Origin of the sequence: Metabacillus sp. 84 (assembly GCF_050107715.1) — a bacterium.
Taxonomy (GTDB): Bacteria; Bacillota; Bacilli; order Bacillales; family Bacillaceae; genus Metabacillus_B.
Map to the genome: position 1 here is coordinate 145,012 of NZ_JBNILN010000004.1, position 16,029 is coordinate 161,040.

At 45.3% G+C, this 16,029-nt stretch carries 12 protein-coding genes; all 12 read right to left on the bottom strand.

Annotated elements, in window-relative coordinates; all coding sequences use genetic code 11:
* Window positions 1-4 precede the first annotated feature (4 nt).
* The 12 genes from nusA to rpsB all read right to left on the bottom strand — a co-directional run bounded on the left by nusA (window position 5) and on the right by rpsB (window position 16,021).
* Window positions 5-1,117 (bottom strand): transcription termination factor NusA, encoded by a 1,113-nt coding sequence (nusA, locus tag ACQCV8_RS09680; RefSeq protein WP_426844411.1) that lies wholly within the window; start codon window positions 1,115-1,117, stop codon window positions 5-7.
* Between the two features lie 70 nt (window positions 1,118-1,187).
* Window positions 1,188-1,664 carry a ribosome maturation factor RimP gene (gene rimP / locus ACQCV8_RS09685; protein ID WP_426844412.1) on the bottom strand — a complete coding sequence of 159 codons (477 nt, stop codon included), beginning with the start codon at window positions 1,662-1,664 and terminating at the stop codon, window positions 1,188-1,190.
* A gap of 652 nt (window positions 1,665-2,316) precedes the next feature.
* Window positions 2,317-6,630, bottom strand: a complete 4,314-nt coding sequence (locus tag ACQCV8_RS09690) for a PolC-type DNA polymerase III (protein ID WP_426844413.1) — start codon at window positions 6,628-6,630, stop codon at window positions 2,317-2,319.
* Window positions 6,631-6,737: 107 nt separating this feature from the next.
* Window positions 6,738-8,435, bottom strand: a complete 1,698-nt coding sequence (locus ACQCV8_RS09695; protein ID WP_426844414.1) for a proline--tRNA ligase — start codon at window positions 8,433-8,435, stop codon at window positions 6,738-6,740.
* Between the two features lie 164 nt (window positions 8,436-8,599).
* A complete protein-coding gene (rseP, locus tag ACQCV8_RS09700; RefSeq protein ID WP_426844415.1) occupies window positions 8,600-9,859 on the bottom strand; it encodes an RIP metalloprotease RseP in 1,260 nt (419 codons plus the stop codon).
* Window positions 9,860-9,872: 13 nt separating this feature from the next.
* Window positions 9,873-11,024, bottom strand: a complete 1,152-nt coding sequence (locus ACQCV8_RS09705; RefSeq protein WP_426844417.1) for a 1-deoxy-D-xylulose-5-phosphate reductoisomerase — start codon at window positions 11,022-11,024, stop codon at window positions 9,873-9,875.
* A gap of 122 nt (window positions 11,025-11,146) precedes the next feature.
* Window positions 11,147-11,938, bottom strand: a complete 792-nt coding sequence (locus ACQCV8_RS09710) for a phosphatidate cytidylyltransferase (protein ID WP_426844419.1) — start codon at window positions 11,936-11,938, stop codon at window positions 11,147-11,149.
* A gap of 13 nt (window positions 11,939-11,951) precedes the next feature.
* Window positions 11,952-12,731 carry an isoprenyl transferase gene (locus ACQCV8_RS09715; protein WP_426844420.1) on the bottom strand — a complete coding sequence of 260 codons (780 nt, stop codon included), beginning with the start codon at window positions 12,729-12,731 and terminating at the stop codon, window positions 11,952-11,954.
* 128 nt (window positions 12,732-12,859) lie between these two features.
* A complete protein-coding gene (gene frr / locus ACQCV8_RS09720; protein ID WP_426844421.1) occupies window positions 12,860-13,417 on the bottom strand; it encodes a ribosome recycling factor in 558 nt (185 codons plus the stop codon).
* A 1-nt stretch (window position 13,418) separates the two neighbouring features.
* Window positions 13,419-14,141, bottom strand: coding sequence for a UMP kinase (gene pyrH, locus ACQCV8_RS09725; protein WP_426844422.1), 723 nt, complete (start codon window positions 14,139-14,141; stop codon window positions 13,419-13,421).
* A 169-nt stretch (window positions 14,142-14,310) separates the two neighbouring features.
* Complete coding sequence (tsf, locus tag ACQCV8_RS09730; protein ID WP_426844423.1) at window positions 14,311-15,192, bottom strand: translation elongation factor Ts; 882 nt, start codon at window positions 15,190-15,192, stop codon at window positions 14,311-14,313.
* A 103-nt stretch (window positions 15,193-15,295) separates the two neighbouring features.
* Entirely contained in the window at window positions 15,296-16,021 is a 726-nt protein-coding gene (rpsB, locus tag ACQCV8_RS09735; RefSeq protein WP_035411866.1) for a 30S ribosomal protein S2, read from the bottom strand.
* Between the last annotated feature and the right edge of the window lie 8 nt (window positions 16,022-16,029).

Consider the following 16,029-nt stretch of genomic DNA (forward strand, 5'->3'; position numbering starts at 1 on the left):
CCTCTTACTCGTCTTGAAAATCATCCTGAAGCTCATATTCAGCTTCATCCGGTTTATCAGCATTCTCATTCAGCAAACCGAGCTTTGCTGCATCAGATTCACTTTTAATATCGATTTTCCAGTTCGTAAGTTTAGCGGCAAGCCTTGCATTCTGACCTCTCTTGCCGATCGCAAGAGATAGCTGATAATCAGGAACGATGACGGTTGTCGCTTTATCTTCTTCATTAACCTTCACTTCAACCACTTTGGAAGGACTTAATGCATTTGCGACAAATTCTACGGGATCGCTGGACCAGCGGACAATGTCAATCTTCTCGCCCTTCAGCTCGTTTACGATGGCCTGAACCCGCTGCCCTTTAGGTCCTACACATGAGCCAACCGGATCCACTTCAGGATTGTCGGAGTGAACAGAGATCTTGGAGCGGTCCCCCGCTTCCCGTGCTACCGATTTAATTTCGACTGTACCATCATAGATTTCAGGAACCTCAATTTCAAAAAGGCGCTTGAGAAGTCCCGGATGTGTTCTGGAAACAAAGATCTGAGGACCTTTTGTTGTCTTTTCTACCTTTGTAATAAAAACTTTAATCCGGTCATGAGGCTTATACTGTTCATTCGGCATTTGTTCGTTAACCGGGAGAAGAGCTTCTATTTTTCCAAGACTCACATAAATAAACTTTGAATCAATACGCTGGACAATACCTGTCATAATATCTTCTTCGCGGTCAATAAATTCAGAATAGATGACGCCGCGTTCAGCCTCACGGACACGCTGGGTTACAACCTGCTTAGCCGTCTGGGCAGCGATTCTGCCGAAATCTTTAGGTGTAACTTCCATCTCCACTACGTCTCCAACTATGTAATTCGGATGAATCGACTGCGCTTCGCCTTCAGATATCTCCAGACGGGGATCAAAAACCTGGTCCACTACATCTTTTCGGGCAAAAACCCTCATGGTACCTGTATCACGGTTTAGATCCACACGGACGTTTTGAGCTTGGTTAAAGTTCCGCTTGTATGCAGAAATTAAAGCAGCTTCAATCGCTTCTATAATAATTTCTTTACTAATCCCTTTTTCTCTTTCAAGTATCGTAAGGGCATCTAAAAGTTCACTGCTCATTATTCCAACTTCCCCCTTTAATCTTCACCGGCAGGCTCTGAGTCCGGTTATATTCTCATTCTGCGGGCCATTAAAAATTGAACGATACGGCCAATCTGGCGCTGGCAACTTTATCGAACGGAATGACCATTTCTTTTTTCCTTGTTTTCACGGTAATTAATACAGTTAGACTATGTCCGTCAAAAGATTGGAGAATTCCTTCAAAAACTTTTTCCCCATCGATAGGTTCATACGTTTTGATGTGGACGTTCTTTCCGGCTGCCTTATGAAAATCAGTGGTTTTCTTCAGCGGCCGTTCTGCACCGGGTGACGAAACCTCAAGAAAGTAATTATGGGTGATGGGATCCACTTCGTCGAGTTTTTCTCCCAAACGTTCACTCACCAGCCCGCATTCTTCAATATCCACTCCGCCTTCTGAATCTATATATACGCGCAGGAACCAATTTTTCCCTTCTTTGACGTACTCGACATCGACTAATTCCAAATCCAGTTCTTCAAGGATCGGAACGGCTAATTCGCTTACTGTATCGGTTACTTTTTTACTCATTCTCTTCCTCCTTGTATATACAGGAAAGTTCACATTAACGGAATAAAAGCGCAAGCGCCCGTTACGGCTCAAGCTTTGCCGGGGTTCCGGCATCAGGAGCGGGAATGCGGTCACCGCGAGTAGCAGGGAATCAGCATCCCCCCGTAAGACAGGCGCTGGAGCCGGATGAAAATACCTTCTCAGCTCCTCGGCCTGCGGGGCTGATTTCATCTCATTCTAAAAACGTCAAGAAAAGCGGAGACCTTGCCTGAAGCAGGATTCTCCGCCGAACGATGCGATTGCACAATAAATGCATAATTCTGCTTCTGAATCCCGTTTGCAAATGTCAGCCGTATAAGCTTCAGCGGCTGTTGAAAAACCCTGCCGTAACAGCAGGGAATCGAGTAAAGCTACCATTAAGCAAACACGTTTGCTGCAAAGCGGGCAAAATGGGCAGGCAGTTCTGCCTCCAAAATCCCGTACCCAAAACGAAAGAGTGGGTTGCCCCACTCTCTTTGCCTCTGCTATCGCAGCATTTCCAATAAAAATATACCATAATCACAAGGTTAATGCAAATAAAGGGCGAAAACATCAGCTTTTTGATCCTAATGAATGAGATGAAATGGGAATGGGTGAATCCCTCTTCCTCTATCCAAAAGCGAAAGAGGAAACATTAGAACAACGAAAGCTGATTTTGATCAGGCAGGGCTTCCAGGCACCCGTGATTATCCAAATACTCTATAATCGTTTTGGAAACTCTTCCTCTTTGCTGCAAATCCTCTTTAGATAAAAATTCGCCTTCTTGTCTCGCTTTTACGATATTAAGCGCTGCATTTGTCCCCAATCCCGGAATGGCATTGAACGGAGGAATAAGCGTTTCTCCATCAATAATAAATTCACTGGCATGGGAACGGTACAGATCGACCCTTTGAAAAGAATAGCCCCGGGCACACATCTCAAGGCAAAGCTCCAGTACGGTCATCAAGTTTTTCTCCTTCGGACTTGCTTCCAGTCCTTTGGAGCTGATTTCTTCAAGGCGGGCTTTAATAGCCGTGTTCCCTCTCACCATTGCATCCACATCGAAATCATCCGCTCTTACAGTAAAGTAGGCTGCATAATAAAGGAGAGCATGATGCACTTTAAAGTAAGCAATTCTTACCGCCATCAAAACATAGGCTGCAGCATGCGCTTTCGGAAACATATATTTGATCTTTAAGCAGGATTCAATATACCATTTCGGTACATTGTTTTTTCTCATTTCTTCTTCCATCTCAGGAGTCAGTCCCTTGCCTTTACGAACGGACTCCATGATCTTGAAGGCGAAGGATGGTTCAAGCCCCTGGTAAATCAAATAAACCATGATATCATCCCGGCACCCGATTACCTCGCTCAAGGTACAAATGCTGTTATGGATCAGCTCCTGGGCGTTTCCGAGCCACACATCTGTTCCGTGCGACAGACCGGAGATTTGGACAAGTTCAGAGAAGGTAGTCGGCTTCGTATCTTCAAGCATCTGCCTTACAAACTTTGTTCCGAATTCCGGAATGCCCAGCGTACCGGTCTTGCACATAATTTCTTCTTCCGTCACACCGAGAGAAGAAGTTCCGCTGAATATTTTCATCACTTCCGGATCATCTGTAGGAATGGTCTTCGGATCAATACCGCTTAAGTCCTGCAGCATCCGGATCACTGTAGGATCATCGTGCCCAAGAATATCAAGCTTCAGCAGGTTATCATGAATGGAATGGAAGTCAAAGTGAGTGGTTTTCCATTCAGAACCCGCTGCATCAGCCGGAAACTGGATTGGAGAAAAGTCGAAAATATCCATATAATCAGGTACAACGATAATGCCGCCCGGATGCTGGCCTGTTGTCCTCTTTACTCCCGTACAGCCTTGAACAAGACGGTCCACTTCAGCCGCTCTGAAGTTCAGGTTATGGTCACCGGCATAGCCTTTCACATAGCCATAGGCTGTTTTTTCCGCAACAGTACCAATCGTTCCCGCTCTAAACACATTATCTTCCCCGAAAAGAGCTTTTGTATAGTTATGAGCCCTCGGCTGATATTCTCCCGAGAAATTCAAATCAATATCAGGTACCTTGTCCCCTTTAAATCCGAGGAACGTTTCAAACGGTATATCATGGCCATCTTTTCTATAGGGGATAGCGCATTTTTCACAGTCTTTATCCGGCAAATCGAATCCGGAGCCGACTGAGCCGTCATTAAAGAATTCTGCATGCTTGCATTCCGGACACACGTAATGAGGCGGAAGAGGATTAACCTCAGTTATCTCTGTCATCGTTGCAACAAGCGATGATCCGACAGATCCCCTTGACCCCACCAGATAGCCGTCATCCAGAGACTTTTTAACGAGTTTATGAGAAATTAAATAAATGACAGCGAAACCGTGGCCGATGATGCTTTTCAACTCTTTCTCAAGCCTTGCTTCTACGATCTCCGGCAACGGCGCTCCATAAATGCTTTCGGCCATTTCGTAGCTCATCTGGCGGACTTCCTCATCGGCACCTTCAATTTTAGGCGTAAAAAGATCGTCTTTGATCGGTTTTACTTCACCAATCATATCGGCTACCGCATTCGTGTTTTCAATGACAATTTCTTTAGCTCTCTCCTCTCCCAGAAAGGAAAAGCAATCCAGCATCTCGTTTGTGGTGCGGAAATGAACATTCGGATGCTCATACCGGTTGAGAGGATTCGCCCCTCCTTGAGAGCTGACCAGGATCTTTCTGTATATCCTGTCTTCCGGATTCAAATAATGCACGTTTCCTGTAGCAGCAACCGGCTTTCCCAGTTTTTTGCCGAGATCCGCTATATTTGTCATGATTTCGAAAAGGGCATCCCGGTCTTTAACATATTCAAGCTGGATTAAATGCTGATAAACTTCAGGTGGCTGAATTTCGAGGTAATCATAGAATTTGGCTGTTTCTTCTACTTCCTCGGGCGACTTTTGCATCATCCCTTCAAAAACTTCCCCTTTATCGCAGCCTGAACCGATAATCAGCCCTTCGCGGTGCTTCTGAAGGACAGACCTTGGAATACGCGGAACGCGGTAAAAATATTGAATATGAGATAAAGAAACGAGCTTAAATAGATTTTTCAGCCCAGTATCATTTGCCGCAAGCAAAGTGGCATGATAGGGTCTGGATCTTTGGAACGCATTTCCCTGCCCCATATTGTTGTTTAGCTCGTCATGATACTGAATCCCTTTTTCAAAAGAATCTTTGAGCATCTTCAGCAGCAGGTAGCCAGTGGCTTCCGCGTCATAGATGGCCCGGTGATGCTGGGTCAGTTCGATATCGAATTTTTTACACAGTGTATTCAGCCGGTGGCTTTTCAGATCAGGGTATAAGAATCTTCCCAGCTCAAGGGTATCAATGACAGGATTAGCCGCTTTTTCTTCTCCGAGCAAGCGGGTATACCCGGCGTTTAGAAACCCCATATCAAAGCTTGCGTTATGAGCGACCAATACATCATCGCCGATCCAGTCTTTAAAACGGGCAATTACTTCTTTAACTTCCGGAGCATTTTTTACCATATCATCTGTAATACCGGTTAAATCTATGGTGGTAGCGGACAGCGGATGGTGGGGATTTGCAAATGATTCAAACCGGTCCACAATTTCACCGTTTTTTATTTTTACGGCAGCTAATTCAATGATTGTATCGTAGACTGCTGAAAGACCGGTTGTCTCCACATCAAAAACGACATAAACCGCTTCCTCCAGATGCCTGCGGGCATCATTGTAGGCAATCGGCACTCCGTCATCAACGAGATTTGCTTCTATTCCATAAAGGATTTTAAGACCATGCTTTTTTCCTGCTGAGTAAGCCTCCGGAAAGGATTGCGCAACTGCATGATCCGTTATGGCAATCGCTTTATGCCCCCATTTTTTTGCTTGTTCGGCAAGCCTGCTGAAAGATGTAACAGCATCCATCTGGCTCATAGGGGAGTGCAGGTGAAGCTCGACTCTCTTTTCATCTTCCGGAGAAGTATCCAATCTAACCTTCGGCTTTACTTCATTTATATCATTGGCAATCATCACAAGATCCCTGACAAACGTATCGTTCTGAACGCTTCCCCTTGCTTTGACCCACATGCCTTTTTTAATGGCATTTAAGAGAGCGGCATCTTCTTTATCTCTTGCAAACATTTTTACGAGCATCGAGCTTGTATAGTCGGTGATCTTTATTGTGGCAAGCGTTCTTCCGCTTCTGAGTTCCTTCGTTTCAGCATCAAACACATATCCTTGAATGACGGTTCTGCGTTCTTCATCCTCGATCGTGTCCATCGGGCGGATTTCTTCGTCGTCTTTAATCTGATATCCGATCACTACCGGGCCGGAAGGAACCTGGTCAGCCTCCTCCTCTTCTTTCTTCTGCATTTCCGTAAGGGCAAGCATTGCCCGTTCCTGGTCTTCCTGAAGCTTCTGCTCATTAAATTTCTTCAGATCCGCTTCTGAAAATGTTACTTCGGCATCCAGCTGAAGCAATGGAAAACCAAATGCCTGAAGACTCTCTTGAATCATAGAAGTATACTTTCTTTTAATTGTCGCAGCTTCTGTATCATTCCGCGTGCTGATGATCAGCTTATTCCCCTGCAGCTTAGGCACCTGTTCTGACAGCAGCGACAAAACAGGAGGGGATATTCCATCAATATCCTCAAGTGACGCCATCCAGTAATCCTGCAGAAGTGATTCCCGGGCTTCAGCGTGCTGTGTTTTTATTGAGAAGGAAATGGATGCGATATGTGCAAATGCTTTTGTGAGACCCGCCTGAAAAAGCTGATAGACCTCAAATGGCAGGATGGATGATAATTCAAAATCGAAATGCCATCTTTTCTGTTTCTTATGAACGGTAAGCTTTGCGATAGCTGCATGCTCAAAATAAGGCACAATGCGGTCATCTGTCAGCTCAAGCTGCTGAAGCAGAAGCTGAAACCTTTTTCGCTGTTCCGTTAGACTTTCTTCCAAGATTGCCTCTCTCCTCCCCATGTAAAATGGAAGGGTCTGGCCGCTTTGCAGCCAAACCCTCCGTTATCTATTTCTTATTCGTTCTTGCCTGGCTCTCAATTTCACGCTCAGTCAAGTATACGGCGAACGGTTTCTGCCAGTTCGCTGATATGCACATCCATCATTTCACCCGTTTTGCGCACCTTCAGCTCAACCATATCTTCATCAGCCCGCTTACCTGCAGTTATGCGCAGAGGCAGTCCAATCAAATCGGAATCCGCAAATTTCACCCCTGCTCTTTCAGGCCGGTCATCAAACAGAATTTCATAGGCTTGGCCAAGCTCTTGATAGACTTTTTCAGCTAATGCTGTTTGTGCTTCTGATTTCATATTGGCTGGAATAACATGCAAATCAAAAGGTGCAACCTGCTGGGGCCATACAATGCCTTTTTCATCATGGAACTGCTCGACAATGGCAGCAAGCGTTCTGGAGACCCCTATTCCATAGCAGCCCATGATCATTGGCTGGGATCTCCCGTTCTCATCAAGGTAGGAAGCCCCCATATCCACTGAGTATCTGGTTCCCAATTTGAAAACATGACCTACTTCTATTCCCCTGGCAAACTTAATCGTTCCTTCACCATCAGGAGAAGGGTCGCCCTCCCGGATAAAACGAAGATCTGCATATTGAATCGCTTTTATGTCTCTTTCAGCGTCCACATTTATGAAATGCAGCCCTTCTTCATTAGCTCCGCAAACCCCGTTTACAATGGAGCGGACAGCATGGTCGGCTGCTATTTCTATTTTCTCGGGAACCCCTATCGGTCCAAGGAAGCCTGCTGCACATCCCATTGCCTGCTTTGTTTCTTCCTGAGTAGCAAGTTCAACAATGCGTGCTCCAAAGAGATTCTTCACTTTAATGTCGTTGATCTCATGATCACCTCTTGAAAGAACAAGCACGAACCGGTCATCGACTTTGAACAGAAGCGATTTGATGCATTTTTCTTTTTCAATTTGGAGAAATCCGGCTACTTCTTCAATGGTCCTCTGCGAAGGCGTTTCTTTTTTCTCTAATTCTCCTGCCGGTTCTTCTTGCCGGGAGTACTCTGCTGTGACGGGGGCCATCTCAATGTTTGCTGCATAGCCTGAATGATCAGAGTAGGCGATTGTATCCTCACCTACATCAGAAAGCACCATGAATTCGTGCGTGTCTTTTCCTCCCATAGCTCCGGAGTCCGCAATGACTGCGCGGAAATTCAAGCCGCATCTTTCAAAAATGTTGGAATACGCCCTGAACATTTTGCTATACATCTCATCAAGACTATCAAAAGAGGAGTGGAATGAGTAGGCGTCCTTCATAATGAATTCCCGCCCTCTTAGAATGCCGAATCTAGGACGCTTTTCATCTCTGAATTTGGTTTGGATCTGATAAAGAGCAAGCGGAAGCCGTTTATACGATTTGACTTCATCTCGTACCAGGCTCGTAATAACTTCTTCATGAGTCGCTCCAAGTGCAAATTCTCTTCCATGCCGGTCTTTAAGCCTCATGAGCTCAGGACCGTAAGAATACCATCTTCCTGATTCCTGCCACAGCTCGGATTGCTGCATAGCTGGCATAAACAGCTCAGATGCTCCGGCATTGTTCATCTCTGCCCTCACAATGCCCTGAATGTTTTGAAGCACTTTCTGGGCGAGCGGGAGATAGCTGTATATCCCGCTCGTATTCTGGCGGATATAGCCGGCTCTCAGCAGAAGCTGATGGCTTTTTATTTCTGCATCTGCAGGGACTTCTCTTAATGTAGGTATAAACGTTAAACTCTGTTTCATTTCTGCACCCCGTTCAATCGGCTGAATTTTACGGCTCTGTTACGGGCCAGCTGATTTCCGCACCGGAGGAGGCTCCTGCAGCCTGTTTCCCTGCAGGAGCCCCGCACTCCCGTTCCGATGGCAACGATGGAGGAAATCAGTACACCCCTCTAACCTTGCCGGTTTTATAAGAAGAATCGCTGGATATCATTCCAGGTTACTACAAGCATCAGAAGCATAAGCAGAGCAAAGCCGATAAAATGGACCACCCCTTCTTTCTGACGGTCGATCGGCTTTCCTCTTACGGCCTCAACGGCAAAGAACATGAGCCTCCCGCCGTCAAGCGCCGGAATCGGAAGAAGATTCATTATCCCCAGATTAATGCTTAATAGAGCGGTCCATCTGAGCAGGTTCTCAAATCCTGACTGCGCCACCTGTCCGGTTACATCATAAATTCCTACGGGTCCGGAAAGCATATCAATGGAAAATTGGCCTGTAATCAGCTTTCCAAGGCTGACCAATATTTCTTTCGTATAAAAGACGGTTTGAGTAGCTCCATGCTCAAGCGCTGTAAAAAAGCCTTTTTCCATAGGAGCATAGGATCCTACACGTCCAATCGTCTGGTCTCCGGCCTTTTCTGCTTTAGGAACGACCTTGATGCTCTGAGGCTCCCCGTTTCTTACCACGGCGAATGTCAGTTCCTTTTCAGGACTTGTGCTGATGATTTTTGTGACATCCGTCCATGTATTTACTTCCCTGCCGTTGATTGTTTTGATTACATCGCCTTCTTTAATGCCCGATTCGATGGCTGCACCGTCTTCAGTCAGTTCACCGAAAATCGGTTTGTCCATCGGTGTTCCCTGAATCAGTCCAAGTCCGAAAAGAACAACGAATGCGAGCACAAAGTTCATCATCGGTCCGGCAATGATTGCGGCGGTTCTCTGACCAAGTGTTTTTGAACCAAACTGCCGGTCATATGGGGCAATCTGAGTTTCCTGGCCATCTGCAACAAAAAAGGAACGTTTAGCGACGTTAAACTGCTTGAGCTGATCTTCTTCTCCATGCTCATACCCGCTGATTACCATTTTCTTCTCAATATCAGCGTGCTCAACTTCAATGATTCTTGCTTTTGGGTATTTTTCTTTATTGTTTAAGATGATTTTTTCAATTTCATCCTGCTGATTGAACAGGAGCCCTATATGGTGACCTGGTTTTACCTCCACCATTTCCGGATCTTCCCCGGCCATTCTGACATAGCCGCCGATCGGCAATAGGCGAATGGTATAGACGGTCTCATTCTTCTTGTAGGAAAAGATTTTCGGCCCGAATCCGATGGCAAATTCACGGCACAGTATCCCTGCACGCTTCGCTAAAACCAAATGTCCCAGCTCATGGAAAAATACTAGGGCCCCAAAAATCAGAATAAACGCAATAACCGTATTCACCTGCATACCACCTTTAGTTTAATAAGGACCGGACAAAAGCCCTGGCTTCCCGGTCCGCATGCTGGATCGCCTGGATATCCGGATTGCGGATGATATCATGGGATTCCAATGCACGTTCAATCCGGTTTTCAATATCCAAAAATTCAATCCTGCCTGCGAGAAATTGAGCAACTGCCTCTTCATTCGCAGCATTTAGTACAGTGGGCATTGTCCCTCCCATTTTACCTGATTCATAAGCAAAATGTAAGCATTTGAAGCGTGTGAAGTCAGGCTTTGAAAAATGGAGCTTGCCCTGTTCCCAGAGGTTCAGCCTGCCGGTATTTTTTAAAGGCATCCGTTCGGGATAAGTAAGAGCGTACTGAATAGGGACTTTCATATCTGGCGTACCAAGCTGTGCTTTCACACTTCCGTCTGAAAACTCAACCATCGAATGGATAATGCTCTCTTTATGAAGGAGAACGTCGATGCTCTCATATGGAATTCCAAAAAGCCAGAATGCCTCGATCACTTCTAGCCCTTTATTCATCATAGTAGCTGAATCGATTGTGATTTTAGCTCCCATTGACCAGTTTGGATGGTTTAACGCTTCTTCAACCGTTACCCCTTTAAGTTCATCCCTTGTCCTGTCACGGAAACTCCCGCCGGATGCCGTTAAGATCAGCCTGGAGACGTCATCGTGCTTTTCCCCCTGCAGGCATTGGAATATGGCAGAATGCTCGCTGTCAACAGGCAGGAGAATGGAGTTATGCTTCCGTGCTGCCTCCATTACAATGTGTCCAGCTGTAACAAGTGTTTCCTTATTGGCGATCGCTACCGCTTTTCCAGATTCAATGGCTTTCAAAGTGGGGATCAAACCTATGCTTCCCAGCAGCGCATTTACGGTCACATCCGCTTCAGAATGAACAGCAGCCTCGATGTTTCCTTCTTCGCCGAAGGAGAAAGAGATCGGTTCTCCGCTGAATTCTTCTTTTAGGAGGAGGTAATGGTCTTTGGATTTTACCGAGACAAATTTAGGTCTGAACTCTTTAACCGCTTCCCTGCCTGCTTCCAGGTTGGAGCCGAATGTCATAGCCGTTAATTCAAATTCATCAGGGTGTTCCCGGATAACCTCCAAAGTTTGCCTGCCGATTGAACCTGTTGCTCCCAATAAGCTGATTCTTTTCATGGATTTCACTCTCCCAAAAAGCTTTTCTTATCTATAAACAGGCGCTTGCCTGAGCTGCGCTATCAGTCTCCGGCAGAGCCTGCTGCTTCCATCCACGCAGCATTCCATGGAGCCTGCCCTTGTTAAAATAGGACAAGCATGAAATGAAGGAGAGGCAATACAAATAAAAGGCTGTCAAACCGGTCCAGAATACCGCCATGACCAGGCAGAATCTGACCGGAGTCCTTGACGTGGTAATGCCTTTTTAATGCAGATTCAACCAAGTCTCCCACTTGTCCAAAAACAGACAAAAACACGGTTATAAGCGCTATAATCACATAGGAATCTACGATTGGCATAACCGCCTCAAACAGGATCGAGATGATCAGCGCGCAAAGAATCCCTCCGAAAAAGCCTTCAATTGTTTTATTCGGACTGATTTCCGGCCATAGCTTGTGCTTGCCAATCGCCTTTCCGATAAAATAAGCACCCGAATCAGTGGCCCATATGACCAGCAGGGCAAACACAATAAATTCCAGACCTAATGCTCTCGTTTCAATAAAATAGTAAAAACCGATGCCAATGTACATGACAGATAAAAGTGAGAAACCTACATCATCAAAGGAGAAGCGGTTTTTAGTAATTACTGTGTACGTTAAAAAGAGCAGGACTCCGAGCAAGGCAACCTCTAATTTGGAAATATCAATGCGTCCCAATACAATTATATGGCTTGCCGGGATCAGCAATACCCATAAAAGCAAAACACTTACCAGTCCGGGTATGCTTGCAAGCCTGATATTTTTCATTTTTAGCAGCTCGTAAAGACTGATGGTACTCAATACGTAAATGGCAAAGCTAAACGGGATTCCTCCGAGAATAACAAAGGGCAGAAATAACGCAAGTGCCAGTACTGCTGTAATTATTCGCTGTATCATTTGTCATCACCTTCTATACTCCGCCAAATCTGCGGCCCCTTTGCTGATATTCAGCGATTGCTTTTATAAAATCCGCTTCTTTGAAGTCAGGCCAGAGAACTTCTGTAAACCAAAATTCTGTATAAGCCAGCTGCCATAGCATAAAGTTGCTCAGCCGGATTTCCCCGCTCGTGCGAATCAGCAAATCCGGGTCCGGAAGAAACTCTGACATGAGATAGCCGGAGAAAAGCTCTTCATTGATGTCCTCGGTGCGCACGAGGCCTTTTTTGGAATCCTCCACAAGATTTTGAATGCCTTTTACAATCTCTGTCCGGCTTCCGTAATTCAAAGCAAAATTCAGGGTTAATCCTGTATTATGAGAGGTTTCCCGTATGGCTTTTTCAACTGCCCGCAGTGTGTGAGCAGGGAGTCTTTCTGTTTCTCCCATAATCTTAACCCGGACATTTTCTTCAATCAGCTCCGGCAAAAAGGTTGTCAAAAATTCTTCAGGGAGCTTCATCAAGTAATCTACTTCTATTTTTGGCCTTTTCCAGTTTTCTGTTGAAAACGCATAAAGCGTCAAAGCACTTACCCCTAAGCCACTTGCGAGCTTCGTTATTTTCCTTACTACTTTCATTCCTTCATGATGGCCTGCCATTCTCGGCAATGCCCTATTCTTCGCCCATCTTCCGTTTCCATCCATTATAATGGCAATATGAGGAGGAATGGGTCCGTCCCTTAAATCCTCTTTTGTGTATGTATGAGTGGCTGAAGGTGATACTGGCCTTCTGCCCTTTCTGAAAAAATTAAGCATGTGATTCCTCCATCACCCTGCAGCTAATGATGCGCTATGACCCCTAGCTGTGTTAACAGTATTAACAAAAAAACCCCCTGTAAACGTTAGAGGGTCTTTTGCACACTTCTATTTTACATAGAAAAACGTTAAACTTCCATGATTTCTTTATCTTTGTCTTTCGCAATCTGCTCCAGCTTGCTGATATAGCTGTCTGTCAGCTTTTGAACTTCATCAGAAAGGCCGCGCAATTCATCTTCTGTCATGTCACCGTTTTTCTCTGCTTTTTTCAAATCATCATTAGCATCACGGCGGATATTGCGGATTCCAACTTTCGCTTCCTCCGCATACTTTTTAACCAGTTTGCCAAGCTCACGGCGTCTTTCTTCCGTAAGAGCCGGAATGGCAATACGTACAATTGTTCCGTCGTTAGTCGGATTCAAACCAAGATCTGCTTTTTGAATGGCTTTTTCAATGTCTCCCAATGCGGACTTATCATAAGGAGTAATGATGAGCATGCGCGCTTCCGGGACACTGATGGAGGCGAGCTGATTGACCGGTGTCGGAGCTCCGTAATAATCCACTGTTACTTTGTCAAGAAGCGAAGCGCTTGCGCGGCCTGCACGGACGGTAGCAAGCTCACGCTGAAAAGCTGAAACGGCTTTTTCCATTCTGTCTTTTGCCTGGTTAATATGCTGGTTTGCCATTTTATTTCCCCCTCACGATGGTTCCGATATTTTCACCTAGAACTGCTCTTTTAATGTTTCCCTCTTCCATGATCGAGAAAACGATCAATGCGATGTCATTGTCCATGCATAAAGAGGAAGCTGTAGAGTCCATAACGGCAAGTCCGTCTTTAAGAACATCCAAATAAGATAATTCTTCGTATTTTACTGCGTTTGCGTCTTTTAGCGGATCTGCGTTGTAAACACCATCCACATTGTTTTTAGCCATCAGGATTACATCCGCTTCTATTTCAGCAGCACGGAGCGCAGCGGTCGTGTCTGTTGAAAAGTATGGGTTACCTGTACCGGCAGCAAATATAACCACACGTTTTTTCTCGAGGTGGCGGATTGCTTTTCTTCTGATGTAAGGTTCTGCTACCTGTCTCATTTCAATGGAGGTTTGCACTCTTGTCTGAATGCCATGATTTTCAAGGCTGTCCTGCAGAGCAAGTGAATTCATAACTGTTGCAAGCATTCCCATATAATCCGCTGTCGCGCGGTCCATGCCCATTTCGCTGCCAACTTTGCCGCGCCATATGTTTCCACCGCCGACAACTACAGCAACCTCCACATCCATCTCTGCTATTTCCTTCACCTGCTGGGCGATGGATTTAATGACGCTCGGATTGATGCCGAACCCTTGAGGGCCTGCTAAAGCTTCTCCGCTTAACTTTAAGACAATGCGTTTATATTTTGGATTAATCATAATAGCCTCCAAATCTTTTCATTAAAATTCCATTAAATAAGACAAGATGCTGTATTGTACGGGAAGCCCTGATTTCGGTGCTCGCGGACAAAGAGGTCCTGTCTTGAAAAAACGGGAACACGGTTGTGTTCCCATTTTCAATGCTTGTTCAGATTAGTAGAACTTCGAATTACTTGCGTACCTGGTTCATAACCTCTTCCGCAAAGTTATCCTGGCGCTTCTCGATGCCTTCCCCTACTTCAAAACGGATGAAAGTTTTCACTTCTGCGTTGTGTGAAGCGGCAAATTGCTTAACTTTCTGATCTGGATTTTTAACGAAGCTTTGATCCAATAGGCAAATGTCTTCGAAATATTTCCCAAGACGGCCTTCGACCATTTTTGCAACGATGTTTTCAGGTTTTCCTTCGTTTAGAGCCTGCTGAGTCAATACTTCGCGCTCGTGATCCGCTTCTTCCTGGGAAACCTGGTCACGGCTGATGTATTTAGGGTTTACAGCTGCAACGTGCATGGCGATATCCTTTGCAGCGCTCTCGTCAGTTGTTCCTTCAAGAACAGTCAGAACCGCAATACGGCCGCCCATGTGAAGGTATGCTCCGAAAGCATCGCTGTCTGTTTTTGTGACAATTTCAAAGCGGCGAAGAGAAATTCTTTCACCGATTGTCGCTACTGCAGAGTGAATGCGCTCTTCTACAGATGAACCGTTGTCCATTTTGGAAACAAGAGCTTCTTCAAGAGTAGCTGGTTTAGCCGTCAGAAGGTGTGACGCAAGCTCGCTGATAAGTGTTTTAAAGCCTTCGTTTTTCGCAACAAAGTCTGTTTCAGAGTTTACTTCAAGAATAACAGCTTCATTACCTTCTGTTTTAACAGCAGCAAGACCTTCTGCCGCGATGCGGTCAGATTTTTTTGCAGCTTTCGCAATGCCTTTTTCACGAAGGTAATCAATCGCTTTGTCCAAATCACCGTTCGTTTCTGTCAGCGCTTTTTTGCAATCCATCATGCCTGCGCCAGTTTTTTCACGAAGTTCCTTAACCATTTGAGCAGTAACTGCCATGGGGAATTCCTCCTTAGAATTTAAAGTTATGTAAGGCAATTCATTTCTTTTTAAAAAAAGGCGATAAAAGGCCTGACCCTCTTATCACCTTTTGGTTTGCTCATTAAGCAGTAGTTGTTTCTTCTTCAGCAGCTTCTTCGCCTTCGTTGCCTTGTTTCGCTTCAAGGATCGCATCAGCCATTTTGCCTGTAAGAAGTTTAACCGCACGGATTGCGTCATCATTTGCAGGGATCACGTGGTCAATCTCGTCCGGATCGCAGTTCGTGTCAACGATGCCAATGATCGGAATGTTCAATTTGTGTGCTTCTGCAACAGCGATGCGCTCTTTGCGTGGATCGATGATGAACAGAGCATCCGGAAGGGATTTCATATCTTTAATTCCGCCCAGGAATTTTTCAAGGCGCTCAAGCTCTTTTTTAAGCTGAACAACTTCTTTTTTAGGCAGAACTTCGAAAGTTCCGTCTTCCTGCATTTTTTCAATGTCTTTTAGACGCTTAATACGCTTTTGGATTGTTTCGAAGTTTGTTAGCGTTCCACCCAGCCAGCGTTGGTTTACGTAGTACATGCCTGAACGTTGAGCTTCTTCTTTTACAGAATCCTGAGCTTGTTTCTTTGTACCAACGAAAAGAATTTTACCGCCGTTAGCAGCCAATTCTTTTGTTACGTTGTATGCTTCTTCAACCTTTTTAACTGTCTTTTGAAGGTCGATGATGTAGATGCCGTTACGCTCTGTGAAGATGTAACGTTTCATTTTTGGGTTCCAGCGGCGTGTTTGGTGACCGAAGTGAACACCAGCTTCAAGCAATTGCTTCATTGAAATTACTGACATGTTAATTT

Coding starts and splice junctions, on each gene's coding strand:
- nusA (WP_426844411.1), bottom strand. CDS start 1,117: ATGAGCAGTGAACTTTTAGATGCCCTTACGATACTTGAAAGAGAAAAA.
- ACQCV8_RS09710 (WP_426844419.1), bottom strand. CDS start 11,938: ATGATACAGCGAATAATTACAGCAGTACTGGCACTTGCGTTATTTCTG.
- frr (WP_426844421.1), bottom strand. CDS start 13,417: ATGGCAAACCAGCATATTAACCAGGCAAAAGACAGAATGGAAAAAGCC.
- tsf (WP_426844423.1), bottom strand. CDS start 15,192: ATGGCAGTTACTGCTCAAATGGTTAAGGAACTTCGTGAAAAAACTGGC.
- pyrH (WP_426844422.1), bottom strand. CDS start 14,141: ATGATTAATCCAAAATATAAACGCATTGTCTTAAAGTTAAGCGGAGAA.
- ACQCV8_RS09715 (WP_426844420.1), bottom strand. CDS start 12,731: ATGCTTAATTTTTTCAGAAAGGGCAGAAGGCCAGTATCACCTTCAGCC.
- ACQCV8_RS09695 (WP_426844414.1), bottom strand. CDS start 8,435: ATGAAACAGAGTTTAACGTTTATACCTACATTAAGAGAAGTCCCTGCA.
- rimP (WP_426844412.1), bottom strand. CDS start 1,664: ATGAGTAAAAAAGTAACCGATACAGTAAGCGAATTAGCCGTTCCGATC.
- ACQCV8_RS09705 (WP_426844417.1), bottom strand. CDS start 11,024: ATGAAAAGAATCAGCTTATTGGGAGCAACAGGTTCAATCGGCAGGCAA.
- rpsB (WP_035411866.1), bottom strand. CDS start 16,021: ATGTCAGTAATTTCAATGAAGCAATTGCTTGAAGCTGGTGTTCACTTC.